14 protein-coding genes are annotated in these 16,631 nt (G+C 54.7%); 7 read left to right on the top strand and 7 right to left on the bottom strand.

Annotation, left to right across the window (positions count from 1 at the left end; all coding sequences use genetic code 11):
• Positions 1–151 precede the first annotated feature (151 nt).
• The 6 genes from OQ371_RS17540 to OQ371_RS17565 form a co-directional block, all read right to left on the bottom strand.
• Complete coding sequence (locus OQ371_RS17540; protein WP_265989480.1) at positions 152–1,084, bottom strand: aldo/keto reductase; 933 nt, start codon at positions 1,082–1,084, stop codon at positions 152–154.
• A 14-nt stretch (positions 1,085–1,098) separates the two neighbouring features.
• Positions 1,099–1,458, bottom strand: a complete 360-nt coding sequence (locus OQ371_RS17545; protein ID WP_265989481.1) for a glyoxalase superfamily protein — start codon at positions 1,456–1,458, stop codon at positions 1,099–1,101.
• Between the two features lie 38 nt (positions 1,459–1,496).
• Complete coding sequence (locus OQ371_RS17550) at positions 1,497–2,828, bottom strand: PQQ-dependent sugar dehydrogenase (protein ID WP_265989482.1); 1,332 nt, start codon at positions 2,826–2,828, stop codon at positions 1,497–1,499.
• Positions 2,829–2,884: 56 nt separating this feature from the next.
• Entirely contained in the window at positions 2,885–3,265 is a 381-nt protein-coding gene (locus OQ371_RS17555; RefSeq protein ID WP_265989483.1) for a DUF3471 domain-containing protein, read from the bottom strand.
• A gap of 30 nt (positions 3,266–3,295) precedes the next feature.
• Complete coding sequence (locus OQ371_RS17560) at positions 3,296–4,285, bottom strand: alpha/beta hydrolase (RefSeq protein ID WP_265989484.1); 990 nt, start codon at positions 4,283–4,285, stop codon at positions 3,296–3,298.
• A gap of 78 nt (positions 4,286–4,363) precedes the next feature.
• The gene (locus OQ371_RS17565) at positions 4,364–5,323 is read right to left on the bottom strand and encodes a YEATS-associated helix-containing protein (protein ID WP_265989485.1); all 960 of its coding nucleotides are present in this window, start codon (positions 5,321–5,323) and stop codon (positions 4,364–4,366) included.
• Positions 5,324–5,434: 111 nt separating this feature from the next.
• Here OQ371_RS17565 and OQ371_RS17570 point away from each other — a divergent pair, with 111 nt between their 5' ends.
• The 7 genes from OQ371_RS17570 to OQ371_RS17600 all read left to right on the top strand — a co-directional run bounded on the left by OQ371_RS17570 (position 5,435) and on the right by OQ371_RS17600 (position 15,617).
• Positions 5,435–6,394, top strand: a complete 960-nt coding sequence (locus OQ371_RS17570) for a sugar phosphate isomerase/epimerase family protein (protein WP_265989486.1) — start codon at positions 5,435–5,437, stop codon at positions 6,392–6,394.
• 117 nt (positions 6,395–6,511) lie between these two features.
• Positions 6,512–7,198, top strand: coding sequence for a response regulator transcription factor (locus OQ371_RS17575; protein WP_265989487.1), 687 nt, complete (start codon positions 6,512–6,514; stop codon positions 7,196–7,198).
• Between the two features lies 1 nt (position 7,199).
• Positions 7,200–8,567: a sensor histidine kinase gene (locus OQ371_RS17580; protein WP_265989488.1), complete on the top strand. Its 1,368-nt coding sequence runs from the start codon at positions 7,200–7,202 to the stop codon at positions 8,565–8,567.
• Between the two features lie 292 nt (positions 8,568–8,859).
• Positions 8,860–10,113, top strand: coding sequence for a TolC family protein (locus OQ371_RS17585; protein WP_265989489.1), 1,254 nt, complete (start codon positions 8,860–8,862; stop codon positions 10,111–10,113).
• Positions 10,114–10,121: 8 nt separating this feature from the next.
• Positions 10,122–11,204 (top strand): efflux RND transporter periplasmic adaptor subunit, encoded by a 1,083-nt coding sequence (locus tag OQ371_RS17590; protein ID WP_265989490.1) that lies wholly within the window; start codon positions 10,122–10,124, stop codon positions 11,202–11,204.
• Positions 11,205–11,311: 107 nt separating this feature from the next.
• Positions 11,312–14,446, top strand: a complete 3,135-nt coding sequence (locus OQ371_RS17595; RefSeq protein ID WP_265989491.1) for an efflux RND transporter permease subunit — start codon at positions 11,312–11,314, stop codon at positions 14,444–14,446.
• 757 nt (positions 14,447–15,203) lie between these two features.
• Positions 15,204–15,617 (top strand): response regulator, encoded by a 414-nt coding sequence (locus OQ371_RS17600; RefSeq protein ID WP_265989492.1) that lies wholly within the window; start codon positions 15,204–15,206, stop codon positions 15,615–15,617.
• Here OQ371_RS17600 and OQ371_RS17605 read toward each other — a convergent pair.
• The gene (locus tag OQ371_RS17605) at positions 15,614–16,576 is read right to left on the bottom strand and encodes a threonine ammonia-lyase (RefSeq protein ID WP_265989493.1); all 963 of its coding nucleotides are present in this window, start codon (positions 16,574–16,576) and stop codon (positions 15,614–15,616) included. The genes OQ371_RS17600 and OQ371_RS17605 overlap by 4 nt on opposite strands.
• Between the last annotated feature and the right edge of the window lie 55 nt (positions 16,577–16,631).

Below are 16,631 nucleotides of genomic sequence, written 5' to 3' on the forward strand. Positions count from 1 at the left end.
CAAATAAGGTGCCACAGGGAGAAAAGAGCATTTGGAGTGTTTGGGAGGGGATTGTAGCGGAAGAAGGTGTCCGAAACCGTACAGTTTTTTGTCCAGGTGCGGACAGTGTCCCTACGGGCTGGACTAACGGTAATCGGTGATGAATTCAGGATCAGAACGACCGAATCAGGGCGGCCATTTTTTCGCGCAGCGCCGAATCGGGCTGCCGACCGTGACCGGCCAGCATGTTGTCGGCGGCATGGCGTGGGTTGCTCGTACCGGGAATGACACAACTGACGGCGGGGTGGCCGATGAGAAATTTAAGGAAAAACTGCGCCCAGCTGTTGATCTCGTTTTCTTTGGCCCAACCGGGCAGTTCTTTGCCTTTGACGAGCGAAAACAAACGCCCTTCCGCAAACGGTTGGTTGATGATTGTTGCCACGCCCTTGTCCTGCGCGGCTGGCAGGAGTTTCTTCTCGGCGTTGCGGGAAAGAATCGAATAATTGAATTGCACGAAGTCGATCGGGTACTTGGTGAAAATCTCGACCAGATCGTCGTGCATGGAGTCGGTGTAATGTGTGATGCCAATGTAGCGGATTTTTCCGGCGGCTTTCCAGGCTTTGAGCGTTTCCAGGTGCGTTTTCCAGTCGACCAGGTTATGAATCTGCATCAGATCCATTGTCGTCCGCTTCATTTTCCGCATCGAGTCCTCCATCTGCTGAATACCTGCTTCCCGGCCCCGCGTCCAGACTTTGGTGGCGTAGAAAAAATCGTTCGGAATGCCGCTTGCTGCCGTTAGCGTGCCCACCACTTCCTCCGAGCGGCCGTACATGGGCGACGAGTCGATGAGTTTGCCACCCGCCTGGTGCATGGCTTTGAGCGCCTGTAGCAACGGTTCCTGTTCCGTCTTTCCGGCAACATCAAATGTCTGCCAGGTACCGATGCCAACCACAGGCAGTTTTTCTTTGCTGGCAGGAATGGGGCGGTTTAGCATGGTAGTCTGGTTTGAAAAAGCCGTCAACCCGCCGGATGCCAGCGTTGCGGCCGAAGCTGACAGCAAGCGGAGGGTTTCGCGCCGGGAATACCGCTGGTTGGAGGTTTTCATAGAACCGTTAATTTCTATTTCCGTTCAAAAAACTCAAGCCGATTACCGAACGGGTCCGTAACGTTGACGGTCCAGGCGCCCCAGAAGGCTTCGTGTAAACCGGGCTTCATGTAAGTGTAATTCTTGGCGGTCAGTTCCTGGTGGAACGCGGCCAGTTGCGGGTACTCAATCAGGACCTTAGAACCGGGGCAGCAGTCGCCGTGGTGTTCGGATAAATGCAGCCGCAGATCCCCTTTCGTGATTTCCAGGTAGATCGGAAAATTCTCTTCAAACCGGTGTTCCCAGGCGATGCTGAAACCGAGCCAGTCGACGTAAAACGCCACGGCTTTCTGATAATCAAAAATGCGAAAAATCGGGATGATGGGAGAGGGCATGGGGCGGGGCCAGGGGAGATAACCGTGGCCCCGCTAAGTTACTGTTTTGTGCTCACCCGCCAAATACGGTTGCCCGCATCATCGGACACCAGCAGCGCGCCGTCCGGGGTTACGGTAACACCCACCGGCCGACCGTGCACATCCTTGTCGTCAATGATAAACCCGGTCAGGAAATCTTCGGGTTTGCCGCTGGGTTTTCCGTTTTCAAACGGTACAAAAACAACTTTGTAACCCGAGAAGGCCGACCGGTTCCACGAACCCCGCTGACCAATGAACGCGCCGTTGCGGTACTTTTCCGGGAACGCTTGCTGGTCATAAAAAGCCAGTCCGAGCGAAGCCGTGTGCGAACCCAGCGGAACGTCGGGCACCGTCGCTTTCTTGACCAGATCAGGCTGCTCGCCTTTGCGACGGGGGTCTTCGTGCTGGCCGTAGTAGGAATAGGGCCAGCCGTAGAATGCGCCTTCTTTCACGCTCGTGATGTAATCCGGCACCAGATCGTCGCCCAGTTCGTCGCGTTCGTTGACCGCCGTCCACAACGCTTTCGTACCTGGATTCCAGTCCATACCAACCGGATTGCGGAGGCCGCTGGCGAAGATGCGCTCGCCGGTTCCGTCGGGGTTGATCTCCAGGATGTTGGCCCGGCGTACTTCGTGTTCCATCCCGTTTTCGCCCACGTTACTACCCGAGCCCACGGAAATGTAAATCTTCGAGCCATCGGCGTTGGCCAGCAGGTTGCGGGTCCAGTGGTTGTTGTACCCACCGGCGGGCAGGGCCATGATGGATTTGCCTTTGGCGGTAATTTTGGTCTGACCGGCCTGATAGGGGAACGTCAGAACCCCGTCGGTGTTGGCTACGTACAGCGTATTGCCAATCAGCAACACCCCAAACGGCTGATTGAGGCCCTCCAGAAAGGTTTCGCGGAGCTCCGGTTTGCCATCTTTGTTGGCATCGCGAAGAAGCGTGATGCGGTTGGCGCTTTTGCCCGACGCTTCCGAATCCGCCTTTCCGCTCACGGCGCTGGCTACTTTTTTAACAATTCCTTTCCGCTCGGTTTGCGATTCCACCACCAGCACGTCGCCGTTCGGCAGGATGTAAGTGGTCCGCGGATTTTTTAGGTCGCGGGCAAATTCGGTTACCACAAACCCATCGGGGGCCTTGGGGGTTTGCCCATCTTTCCAGCCAATAACGTTGCTGAAATGATTGGACGATTCGCCCGGGGGCGGCAAATCAGGGGCCGCCGGTCCTTCGGTGGTTGCTACGGCAGTTGTGGTCGTATCGGTATTTTCGGCGCTTTCGGATTTTTTGCTCTGGCACGAAACAAATCCCGCCAGCAGCAGTACGTAGGTGAAAAGAACGAATGGTTTTTTCATTGGTGATGAACAGAATTAAACATATTCTGTATCAACCGACTGTACAATGGCTTTGTTTACCGGGCGTCTTTCTTTGCCGTAAGGGTGTTGCCCATAATTTCCATCGAAAAACCCGTTACCTGCTTGGTTGCCGCGTCGCGCTTGAATGTAAATACGGAGCCGTATTCGCTCGTCGACTTGAAGGTATCAGCCGCGGCTTGTTTGACAAGCTTGCTCTTGGGATAGGTGTCGACCGCCCCGTACAGTTCGCCGTTTTCGACGGTAACGACCATCTGCTTCAGGTTGTCGTTGGCGTCAAAAGTGTAGGTTCCGGCGAACGGTTTGAGATCTGTTGAGTCGGCGGGCTGCACGGTTTGCGCCGGAGCACCGGGGCGGGGTGCGGCAAAGACCAGCGTGGTTGCCGCCAAAGCGATGGCGAGGAAAAGAAGCGTTTTCATGCGTATGTCCTGGTTATGAGTGGATTGTAGTTAATGCGTCTGAAGTTCCGCAGTGGGCCTGGCGGCCGGTTGCGGACTGACCTGTAAAAAACGGCTTACCGTGGCCCGCCATTTCTCCGGTTCGTTGGTGCAGTACGACTGGTGGGTGGAATTTTCAAAAATGACCAGTTGTTTTTGCAAAGCGCCCAGATTTTCAAAAATAGCGTCGGTTTCGTGGCGCAACACCCGCGGGTCCTTGGCCCCCCAGTTGAGCAGAACCGGCATGGTCAGGTCTTTCGCGTATTCCGACGGGCGAAAGCCGTAAGCGCTCATGCTGCGCTCCATACCACCCCACAAAAGCAGTATTTCTGAAGCGGGATGTGCGGGCAGGTTCATTGAACGCAACCGGCCCTGAACGGCATCGTACAGCGAGGCAAACGGGCATTCCAGAATCACCCGCGCCGGTTTCAGGCTGTGTTCGGGAATGGCTTTCAGAATGGTGGCGGCCCCCATCGATACGCCCCAGAGAATGATGTTTTTCTCGCCACTCCGGCTCACAAAGCCGTAAGCTGTTTTCAGGTCGTTGGTTTCGCGAAAACCGATTGTGCAGATGTTGCCCTGGCTGTTGCCGTGGGCCCGGAAATCGAACGCCAGCGTGTTGTACCCCAGTTCGTGAAAATAATCCATTTCGCAGAGCACCCGTGATTTGTTCGACGCGTGGCCGTGGCAGAGAATCACGGTGCCTTTTGCCTGCTTCACCGGAATATACCAGCCTTCCAGTTTCTGGCCCAGTTCGTTGGTCAGCCGAATCGTTTCGTACGGGATTTTAGGATAATCCGTCACGACTGATTTCTTTAGCTTCAGTCCGAAAAAGGCGGCATTCAGCTTTTCGCTGGTGGAATAGTTCTCCGGTTTTTTTGAGGGCGTTTTCTCGGGATTGTCGTAAAAATACGTGAACCGGGCGGCATGAAACGCCAGGATGACGTTCAACAGGGCAAACAATACGAGTAAAACCAGACCGATACGGCGGAGGGCAAGCATAAGGTTCAGCGAAAGTTAAATTCTGGCAAACATACCCATTTTTAGCATCTGTTGGTCGGTAGGTTGCTTCGGAAGCCTTCAGCGGTGGCGAAACGACGCGGGCACATCCGGAACGGCGGCCGGATCGCCCAGGTCCAGTTCCAGCTGCGTACCATCGGCGGTTTCGGCACCCACCGTGAAAGCACTCCAGGCCGTTTCCTCCGTAAAGGCGCGGTTGTTCCGGGCTACAACCGTCCGGGTGTTGGGCACCAGCGTATCGGGCAGGTAAAAAACAACGTTGCCCGTCAGCGGATGCGCGTCCGGGTCGGTCGACATCACTTCAAGGCGCACGGTAAACCAGTCTTCATCTTCGTCAATCGGCGTAATCGTGGCCTGTAGTCGTTTGAAGTTATTGACGGCCTGGCCGCCCCACCGCCCTTTCTGCGGATCGGTGGCCGGGCGAACGGCCGGGGGAGTCGGGGCCGGGCTGCGGGAAATGGATTCGCGCGGATCGGGCCGGGGGGCGGATGGGGTGGTTTCCAGAGTCGTGCGGACCAGACTCTCTTCCTGAATCTTTTTCTTAACGGCCTGTAACGTTGCCCGGTTATCGATTGCTTTTTTCTGGGTTTCCTCCACCTTCTGATCGGTGGCCCGGACGGCCTGTTTCGTGGCATCCACCTCCTTTTTCAGTTCGCTGAGCAACCGGTCGCTAACGGTCGTAATAAACCGGGTCGAGGTGATGGCGGCAATGGTGCAGAAGCTAAAAAACACCAGGTAGTTCTGAACTTTCAGGCTGATGGCCTGCGAAACCGCCTGAGCCGACGCGTTTTCGGGAAGCACCCTGACCAGTTCATCCAGAATTTTACTCTGGGTGAGAAACAGAAAAACCGGAACAATCAGGGAGGCTCCCAACCCCGTCAGAATACATTTCCACCAGATTTTGACCGGTTCACCCTCCGCCGTGGGCAAAAAACCGTTGACCAGACCGCCGATGATGCCCGCCAGCACCATTGTTCCCAGAATGGTCCACAGGTCAGGTGAGGAAAGAATGGAGTACATACGGTTCCAGAAAAGGTAGTAGGGAAGGGGTGTAAGGTAGCGAATAAGAAGACAGGTCGAGTAGATCAACAGATAAATTTTCTTATCGGGAAAAGTTATTCACGAAATGCCATGCCTGCTCCGCTTCAACGACGTGAATTGTTAAAAGGACTCTTGGCGACCGGTCTGGCCGGAGCAGTGTCCAAATCGGTAGCCGGGGCGGAACCGCTCGCCGACGAAAAGCCCTACAGCATTCACATCTTTTCGAAACACCTTCATTTTCTGAATTATACCGAGCTGGCAACTACGGCTTCCGACCTTGGTTTCGACGGGGTTGACCTGACGGTGCGCCCCGACGGACACGTTGAACCGGCCCGCGTTCGGGAGGATTTACCCAGGGCCGTGGCCGCTCTCAAGCAGCGGAACCTGCGGGCGTCTCTCATGACGACCGCCGTAGTCAGGGCCGACGATGCCGCCAGCCGTGCGGTCCTGGAAACCGCCAGCCAGCAGGGCATCCGGTATTACCGCACCGGCTGGCTGCCGTATCCGGCCAATCAATCCATGCCGCAGGCCCTAAAGCAATGCGGGCAGCAACTTGGCGAATTGGCCAGACTGAACCAGCGGCTGAACCTGGCGGGCGCGTATCAAAACCACGCAGGCACCAACTTTGGCTCGGCCGTCTGGGATCTGGCGACGGTTTTGCAGGAAATCAACAACCCCGGCCTGGGCAGTCAGTACGACATTCGGCACGCGACGGTCGAGGGAGGAACGTCCTGGCCGACGGGGTTACGGATGATTCACCCGCACATCCGGTTTATTGCGGTGAAGGATGTCATCTGGGAAAAAGTGGACGGCAAATGGAAGGCCGTGAGCGTACCGCTGGGGCAGGGCATGGTTGATTTTCCGGCGTATTTCGCGCTGCTCAAGCAGTTGAACGTCCGGGTGCCGATTTCGCTGCACTTGGAATACCCGCTGGGCGGGGCCGATCAGGGCAAACGGAACCTGACCATCCCCCGCGAGAACGTGTACCAGGCGATGCAGATGGATTTGCAGACCCTGAGCGCAATGCTGAAAAAAGCGGAACTGGTCTAAGCGACTGGTAACGAAGGTAGCCGCATCCAACATTAGAATACGCTTAGAAATACTGGCTGTACGAACCGTGCACGGTTCTTGTGGCGTTAACTAAACGAACGTCGATTCAAAAACCGTATGAAATCTATTCTGATCGTTGAAGATGACCGCCGGATTGCCCAAAATATCAGCCGGGGCCTCATGGAAGAAGGCTACCAGACCGAGGTAGCTTATGAAGGCTACAATGGCCGTGATCTGGCGCTGAACAAACCCTTCGATCTGATCATTCTGGACATTAACCTGCCGGGCCTGAACGGCTACGAAATCTGCCGGAACGTGCGGGCCGAAAAACCGTATGTGCCCATCATTATGCTGACGGCGCTGGGCGAAATTGAAGATAAAGTGGAAGGGCTGGAACGCGGAGCCGACGATTACCTGGTCAAACCGTTTGATTTTCGGGAGCTGAACGCCCGGATTGCGGCCTGTTTCCGGCGGGTGGATTTTCTCGATAAAGCTTCGACGGATGAGGTGCTGCGCATCGCCAACCTCGAAATCAATGTGTCAACCAAGCAGGTCCGGCGCGATACGACGCTGATTGACCTGACCGCCCGGGAGTTTGCGCTCCTCGAATACCTGGCCCGCAACCGGGGGCGGGTGGTTTCCAAAATGGACCTGGCTGAGAAGGTCTGGAGCCTGAATTTTGACCCCGGAACAAACGTGGTTGAGGTGTATATCAACTACTTACGTAAAAAAATCGACCGGGATTTTGAACCCAAACTGATTCATACCCGGGCCGGAATGGGGTATCTACTAAAAGTGGAGTAGCATGAAAATCAGAAACCGGATTGCGCTTCAGTTTTCGCTTATTGTAGCCTCCATTCTGCTGGTTTTTTCCCTGATCATCTATTTTACAACGGCTACCTACAGCCGGGAGGACTTCTACGAACGGCTGAAGAAAAAAGCCAATACAACCGCCGGTTTCCTGGTGCAGGTCAAGGAAGTGGATCGGAATCTGCTCAAAATTATCGACCGCAACACCCTGACGGCGCTGTACGACGAAAAGGTACTGGTGTTTGATGAGCGAAACCGATTGATCTACGCCAGTGTCGACGACCACATCATCCATTACCAGCGCAGCCTGCTCGACGAAGTAAGGGAATTGAAGGAGGTCGAAACCTGGAGCGACGACAACCAACTGGTTGGCATTTTCTACGACAAAGGCGGGCGCAAACTGGTCGTGCTGGCGTCGGCCTACGATCAGGTGGGGCGCAGCAAGCAGAAAAATCTGCGGCTGACGCTCATTTGGTGCCTGATGGGCGGTATTGGGCTAACGGTTGGCTTGGGGATTTTCTTCGCCGGGCAATCGCTCCGGCCCATCGAAGAAATCAATACGCAGATTTCGACGATCACGGCCCGCAACCTGCGCCAGCGGCTCGACGAAGGGGATCGGAAAGATGAAATCGATCAGTTGGCCGTTAATTTCAATGCCGTGCTGGAACGGCTCGAACAGGCTTTCGAGCAGCAGCGCAGCTTCGTGTCCCACGCTTCCCACGAACTGCGCACTCCGCTGGCGGCCCTCAAATCCGAGATTCAACTGGGCCTGCGCCGACGGCTGAGCCCGGGCGAATACGATGATATTCTGACCAACCTGATGTCGGATACCGACCGGCTTATTGCGCTGACCAACAGTCTGTTATTCCTCGCCCGGACACTCGAAAATATCAGCCAGATGCCCCTGGCACCCGTGCAGATGGAAGAGGTTATTCTGCTGGCACGGGATGAACTGCTGAGCGCCAAGCCGAACTACCGGATTGAGTTTGACTATGAAAATCTGCCCCAGTCGGAAACGGCAACGACGGTTTCGGGCAACGAGGAGCTGTTGAAACGGGTGTTGCTGAACCTGATGGACAACGCCTGCAAATACTCTCCGGATCATATGGCCCGCGTACGCATCCGGACCGACGAGCGATCCTGCTGGGTGAGCGTCGCCGACGAAGGTATTGGCATGAGTCTGGCCGAAACCGAACGGATTTTTGAGCCGTTTTACCGCACCACCACCGCAGCCAGGTACGAAGGGTTCGGCATTGGCCTTTCCATTTGCCAGCGCATCGTCGAACTGCACCAGGGCCAGATCACCGTCAAGAGCCGTCCGAGCGAAGGCAGTCAGTTTACCATTCAACTGACTCACTTGTAGGCGTTTTGCCTTCTTCTTTTCCCCAAAATACTAAAAGATCTGTCACCGGGTAATTCCGGCTGCCGCCCCGGGCCCATGCAAAGCCCGGGAGCTTAGGGTTGGGCTTTGTAATAAAGCTCTGGCGTATAGAGCGTTATTTTACATGGCGTCAGCGTTGTCCACAATCCATTCATCGGCTTTAGTGCCATTCTAATTTTTTTTTAACCACGATCTAACATCTTTCTAATTTGCTTTTAAGGGTCTTCTAACGTGGGTTAGTGAATCTTGCAGGTGCAATGTGCAACCCATTTGAATGCGTTTTTTAATCATTATTACTCTTTGCGGTCTGCTTTCCGGGAATGTCCGGGCGCAGGATTCTCTTCGTCTAAGCCGTCGGCAGGCGGATAGTTTATTTTTCAAAAACAACCTGCTGCTACTGGCCGGCCGGTTTCGGATCGAAGCCGGGCAGGCGGAAATCATCCAGGCCAGCCTGTACGACAATCCCACGGTGGAAGTGGAGTTGAGCGCCTACAACACCGAGAGACAGCGTGCGTTGGATGTGGGTCGTCAGGGGCAAAAGATTGTCTCCGTTCAGCAACTGCTGTACACAGCCGGCAAGCGCAACAAGCGAGTTGCGTATGCGCAGGAATCGGCTCGGCTCAATGAATATGAGTTTGCGGATTTGCTGCGTTCTCTTCGCTTTGAACTGCGTACCCGATTTTTCGAACTCTATTTCCAGCAACAGACGCTGGGGCGTTACGACCGGCAAATCAGCACCTTGCAGGGGACTGTAACGGCTTTCGAGCAGCAGTACGACAAAAACAACGTGTCGCTGCGCGAATTGCTCCGGCTCAAGGCGCTTCTTTTCCAGTTGAACAACGACCGGCTGGAAATCCGGCTCCGGCTGGCCGAAAACCAGCAGGTGCTGCGGACGTTGCTGTCGATCGATCAGCCGATTCTGCCGCTGGTCGATGAAACGCAGTTGGGACAATACCGTTTGCCGAGCCAGCCGGTTGATTCGCTGCGGGAAATGGCGCTACGCCACCGCGCCGATGTGCTGGCGAGCCAGTCGCTCACCCGGCAATCGGAGCTGAACTACACCCTGCAAAAATCGCTGGCCGTACCGGATGTGCGCGTCGGCGGCATTTACGATCAGGCGGGCAGCTACATAGCCAACTACGTCGGGGTTTCGGTGAGCATGGACCTGCCGTTTCTAAACCGCAACCAGGGAGCTATCAAAGCCGCCCGTAGTCAGATCAATTACCAGAAACAGCTTCAGGCCCAGAAAACCGTGCAGGTGGGCAACGAAGTGAGGGCCGCCCTGCAGAAAGTGCAGGAGGTGGAGCGAACGGTGCAGTCGGTCGAATCCCGGTTTTCGGAGCAATTCGAGCAACTGAATCAGGGGCTGTTTACCAACTTTCAGAAACGCAACATCTCGCTGCTGGAGTTTATCGACCTCATTGAAACGTACAACGAAAGTACCCGGGAACTCAACCGGCTGAAAGCCGACCGCATTAGTGCGTACGAGGAATTGAATTATGTCGTGGGGGAGGAATTATTTAATTAAAAATAAGAATGAAAGCAGTTGTTAGTTACGTGTTTTTGGGAATGATCGGACTGGCGACGGCCTGCCATCAGAAACCGCAGGTCGAAGAAGCGCAGGCTTTCATGATGTCGGATACGATGATGAACCGCATTCGGCTGGATACCGTCGCGAACCTGCCGGTCCGGAGTGAGCTGACGCTGGTGGGCAAAGTAGCCGCCGACGAGAACAAGGTCATCAAGGTATTTCCGCTGGTTGGTGGCGTGGTGGAAGAAGTGGATGTGGAGCTGGGTGATTATGTGAAGAAAGGCCAGCAGTTGGCCGTAATCCGCTCGGGCGAAGTGGCTGATTTTGAGCGTCAGATGATTCAGGCGCAGTCGGATCTTCTCCTGGCGCAGAAAAACCTGAGCGTGGCCGAAGACCTGTTTGAAAGCAAGCTGAATTCCCAGCGCGAGGTCATTAGCGCCAAGAAAGACGTCGAAACCGCGCAGGCCGAGCTTAGCCGGGTGAAAGAAATCTTCCGGATTTACGGACTGGGTAAAACGCCGACCTACATCGTCCGGGCGCCGATCGACGGCTTCGTGATCGAGAAAAACGTCAACCGGGAAATGCAGCTGCGGTCTGACAATGCGGACAACCTGTTTACCGTCGGCCAGATCAGCGACGTCTGGGTGCTGGCCAACGTCAACGAAACCGACATCAGTCGCGTGAAAGCCGGGATGCCCGCCAGCGTCCAGACGCTGAGTTACCCGGATCAGCGCTTTAACGGGCAGGTTGATAAAATTTTCAGTGTGCTGGACCCCACCACGAAAGCCATGACCATCCGAATCCGGCTGCGCAACGAGGGAATGAAGCTCAAGCCTGAGATGCACGCCACGGTGGCGCTGCGGTTCGACGAAGGCCAGCACATGACAACCGTGCCGTCGAATGCCGTCATTTTCGATAACTCGAAGTATTACATCATGGTGTTCCGGAGTCGCTCGGACATCGAAACCCGCGAAGTCCAGATCCATAAATTTCTGGGTGATATTGCCTACGTCAGCTCGGGTTTGAAACCGGGAGAGAACGTGATCTCAAAAAATCAACTGCTGGTATACGACGCGCTTAACGACTAACGGAAGGCTTGGGGCTTGGGCATCCGCAGACAACCTGCTATATCCACACCTTTTTTGCTTGCTGCCGGAATCCCAGGCCCGAAGCCTTCCGTCCCTTCTCTCTTTACATGAATAAATTCATTCGGAATATTGTCGGTTTTTCACTCAAAAACCGGTTTTTTATCTTCTTCCTGACCGCCGGACTCGTGATTGCCGGAGTGGTCAGTTACCTGAATACGCCCCTCGAAGCGTTTCCGGACGTTACCAATACCCAGATCATTGTCGTGACGGAATGGAACGGCCGGAGTGCCGAGGAAATTGAACGATTTGTTACCGTTCCGATTGAGGTGGCCATGAACGCCGTTCAGCGGAAAACAAACGTCCGCTCCACGACGATGTTTGGGTTGTCGGTTATTAAAGTCATCTTTGAGGATGATGTTGAAGACTTTTTTGCCCGACAGCAGGTTAACAACCAGCTTCGGAATGTTTCGCTGCCCGACGGGGTAGAGCCCGATGTTCAGCCGCCTTACGGGCCTACGGGTGAAATTTTTCGGTATACGCTCCAAAGCCCCCGGCTGGACAGTCGCGAGTTGCTGACGTTGCAGAACTGGGTGATCGACCGGCAACTGCGCAGCGTTCCGGGCGTGGCCGATGTGGTGGCGTTTGGTGGTCAGGAGAAAATCTACGAAATCCGGGTGAACCCCACCCAACTGACCAAATACGACCTGACGCCCCTGGAAGTTTACCAGGCCGTCACCCGCAGTAACATCAACGTCGGCGGGGATGTGATCGAGCGTAACGGCCAGGCTTACGTCGTACGCGGTATTGGTTTGCTGACATCGACGGAGGATATTCAGAACATCATCATCCAGGAAATGAACGGCAACCCGGTGCTGGTGGGCAACGTGGCCGACGTGGTCGAATCGAGTCTGCCGCGCGTCGGGCAGGTGGGGCTCAACAAGAACGACGATGTGGTGGAAGGCATCGTGGTGATGCGGAAAGGCGAAAATCCCAGCCAGGTGTTGGAACGCGTCAAGGCCAAAATTGACGAGCTGAACAACCGGGTGCTGCCGGCGAACGTAAAAATGGTTACGTTTTACGACCGTGACAACCTGATTGAATTTTGTACCCGCACGGTCATGCACAACCTGACCGAAGGCATTGTGCTGGTGACGGTGATTGTCTTTCTGTTCATGGCCGACTGGCGGACGACCGTTATCGTGTCCATCGTTATTCCGCTGGCGCTGCTGTTTGCGTTTATTTGTCTGCGGCTGCGGGGCATGTCGGCCAATCTCCTGTCGATGGGAGCCATTGATTTTGGGATTATCATCGACGGGGCGGTGGTGATGGTGGAGGGGATTTTTGTCTCGCTCGATCACCTGGCGCACCACCGGGGTATGGACCGTTTCAACCGGATGTCGAAGCTCGGGCTGATCAAGAAAACCGGCGGGGAGCTGGGGAAAGCCGTCTTTTTCTCCAAGCTGATCATTATTACGGCCCTGCTGCCTATATTTTCCTTTCAGAAAGTGGAAGGCAAAATGTTTTCCCCGCTGGCCTGGACCCTCGGTTTTGCCTTGCTGGGCGCCTTATTGCTGACGCTGACGCTGGTGCCGGTGCTGTGTTCAATTTTGCTTAGAAAAAATGTTCGGGAAAAAAATAATCCCATCGTCAATTTCTTCAACCACATTGTCAGCCGCGGGTTTGACTGGTGTTACGCCCGCCGGAAGCTGAGCCTTTTTCTTTCGTTTGTCTTGATGGGCGTTACCTTCTTTTCAACCACGCTGCTGGGGACGGAATTTTTGCCGCAGCTGAACGAAGGCGCTTTGTGGGTGACGGCGGAACTACCCATGAGCATGTCGCTGCCCAAAAGCGTGGAAATGGCGCAGGTGATCCGAAATGATTTGCAGCGTTTTCCGGAGGTCAAGCAGGTGCTGTCGCAGGTGGGACGTTCCAACGACGGAACCGACCCGAACGGCTTCTATTTCTGTCAGTTTCAGGTCGATTTGATTCCCAAAGAGGAGTGGGCCAACAAACGACCGGTTGAAGAACTAACCGACGAGATGGACAAAGTGCTCCGCAACTACGCCGGGATTACCTACAATTATTCCCAGCCGATCATCGACAACGTGGCCGAAGCGGTGGCGGGTTACAAAGCCAGCAACGGGGTTAAGATTTTTGGGTCAGACATCCGGCAGCTGGAAAACTACGCCAACATCGTTCAGGAAGCCATCAAGGATGTGCCGGGAATCAAGGACCTGGGCGTCATCCGGAATGTGGGTCAGCCGGAAATCAGTGTGCACCTGCACGACCACCTGATGGCCCTTTACGGGGTAACGACGGCCGATGCACAGGCCGTTATTGAAATGGCCATCGGCGGAAAAACGGCTTCGATCCTCTACGAAAACGAACGCAAGTTCGACATTCGGCTGCGGTATCAGGAGCCCTATCGCCAGACCGAGGACGACATTATGCGGCTGATGGTGCCGACGCTCAAAGGCGGCAAAATTCCGCTGCGGGAGATCGCGTCCATTCAAAAAGTAACGGGGCCGGCTTTCATTTACCGGGATAATAACCAGCGGTTTATCGGGGTGAAATTTTCCGTCCGGGGGCGCGATTTAGGCAGCACCATTGCCGAAGCGCAGCAGAAGGTGCGCCAGAAACTGGATGTCAGCAAGGGCTATTCGGTGGAGTGGGTTGGTGAATTTGAGAATCAGGTCCGGGCCACCGACCGGCTGGGGCAGGTGGTTCCGATCTGTCTGGCGGCAATTTTCGTCATTCTGTTCGTGATGTTTGGAAGTGTCAAGGATGCCGGGCTGGTGTTGCTCAACGTGCCGTTTGCGCTTATGGGCGGCATTCTGGCGCTGCACGTTACGGGCATGAATTTCGGGATTTCGGCGGGCGTCGGCTTTATTGCTCTATTCGGAATCTGCGTGCAGAACGGGGTTATTCTGGTGTCGGTGTTCAACCAGAACCGGTCCAGCCGCCTGCCCCTCGACGAGGCCATCCGGCAGGGCGTACGCTCCCGAATCCGGCCCGTGGTCATGACGGCCCTGATGGCGGCCATCGGCTTGCTTCCGGCGGCAGTCTCGACCGGCATTGGCTCGGAAACCCAGAAACCGCTGGCGATCGTGGTTATTGGCGGGCTGATTACGGCTACGATATTGACCCTGTTAATTTTCCCGATCTTATACCGGTTTTTCTACCGAAAAGCCCAATCTAAAGTCAAACCGTGGCGTCGGGAGCCGCAACCCCTGGAAAATTAACTTTTTTCTAAGATTGCTCTAAGGCTTTTCTAATTCTGCAATGCCTACTTTGTAATAGAAACACGGGACGACAGACAGAAACATCCCGGCGCGTTTCTTCGAGTGCGGTTCAACCTTCTAGGGCAAACACCGAACGAGCATGCGAGTGGAAAGATGTCATTAACGGTACGGGTTTGCCCTGGATTTTTTTGACTTTAAATCTTAGTGTTAGATAGAAGTTTTAGCGAGTAATTGCTAATTTCAGGTGATTTCGATAGCCGGTTTCTTCTTAGAGACCGGCTATTTTTTTAAAGAAAAATCTAATTTTTTTCTAATCGCCTTCTAATGGGTATTTAAGTACGGGGTGGCATCTTTGTAACAAGACTAACCCTTATGAACTATGTCCTGGTTTGAATATAGTCAGTGTGTACTGAACAAAGTAGATTTCGACCGGCGGCTGTTCCGAAAGGAATTGCGTAAACTACTGCGGTGGCTTTCTCCGCCGGAACGTCTGCAGCTACTGCGGTGGTGCAGACAACAGTTAGAACGAAAAGGGCGGCTGCAAACCAGCCGCTGATCTTTGGATAGAAGTTAGCCGGTAAGAGACAAAGAGTCATTCTATCTTTTGTCTTGCTCTATCGTTTATAGTCTTCCTTACTAGTAGTGTTTTCTTTAGCGTTTTAGGTAGAAAGTGATTAGCCGATTCAGCCATTGGGTCGGCTATCTTGTTGCAGTCCATTCCACTAAAAACCGATGTACTATGTCGTTGAAACACCGTATGATTTTTATTGTCGATGATGACGACGATGATTGCTCCATGCTTTGGCAGGCATTTCAGAAACACCATCCCGGCTGCCTGTTGTTCGGCTTTTCGGACGGCCAGGAGTTGCTGGATCATCTGACCAATTATTACGACGTACCGGACCTAATTATTCTGGATCTGAACATGCCGGTGATGGATGGGGTCACGACGCTGAAACGGTTGAAAAGGAGCAGCCGGTTCAGCGCCATTCCCACGGTTCTGCTGAGTTCTTCCTTCGAAACAAACGACAACCTGCGGATCCACGAATTGGGCCCCGGGGCGTTGCGGTTCAAACCGACCAGTTACAACGAACTCGTTCAGTTGACGAATCAGCTTTATCCGGCTGAAACGGTTCCGGGGTTTACTACATCTCTACCGGCAACCGGTTAAAACGGCAGCTTGCCCAGGTCGACATTCCCGCCGGTCAGGATAATTCCTACTTTTTGACCGGCAAATCGCTCGTTGTTTTTCAGCAAAACCGCCAACGGAACGGCGGCCGAGGGCTCAATGATGATCTTCATTCGTTCCCAGACCAGGCGCATGGCGGCCCCGATTTCCGCATCCGAAACCGTCAGAATGTCCGTAACGTGTTCGCGCATGTAACCCAGGGTGCGTTCGCTGAGGCTGGTCATGAGCCCGTCGGCGATGGTTTTGATGAATGGAGCTTTTTCAACCTTGCCGCTCTTGAACGACAGAATGGCATCGGCCGCCCCTTCCGGCTCCCCGGCCACAACGCGGGTTCGCGGGCTTATAAAATGGGTGACCAGCGCCGTGCCGCTCAGCAACCCACCACCCCCAACCGGCGCCATGATCACGTCGAACGGTTTATCCAGACCCGCATCCTCTATTAATTCCTTGGCGGCCGTTGCCTGCCCAGCAATCACGCGGTCGTCGTCAAACGGGTGAATCAGCGTAGCACCGGTGCGCTCCATCACTTCCCGAACCCCGGCTTCCCGGGCTTCGAGCGTGGGTTCACATTCGATGATGTCGGCTCCGTACCCCAGAACAGCCTCTTTTTTAACCTCCGGCGCCGTACGGGGCATCACGATATACGCCATGGTGCCCACCTGCCGGGCCGCGAACGCAACGGCCTGCGCGTGGTTTCCCGACGAGTGGGTTGTAACCGGGCCCAGGGTGCGGCCGTGGTAGCGTTCCTGTTCCGACAGGTGCAGAACGGCGTTCAGACCGCCCCGTGCTTTAAAGGCACCAATTTTCTGGAGATTTTCCGGCTTAAAATAAAGATCGACGCCACTAAGGCCGTTGAGGGTTCGATTGGTCAGAACGGGCGTGCGGTGGATGTGCGCCCGGATGCGATCGTGGGCCGCCTGAATGGTTTCGAGCAAGATCATGACTAGCGGAATAGCGTAAAAACAGCAATATGCAGGCAAAGATAGGGCTGCTTTC

Source organism: Larkinella insperata (assembly GCF_026248825.1).
Classification (GTDB): Bacteria; Bacteroidota; Bacteroidia; order Cytophagales; family Spirosomataceae; genus Larkinella; species Larkinella insperata.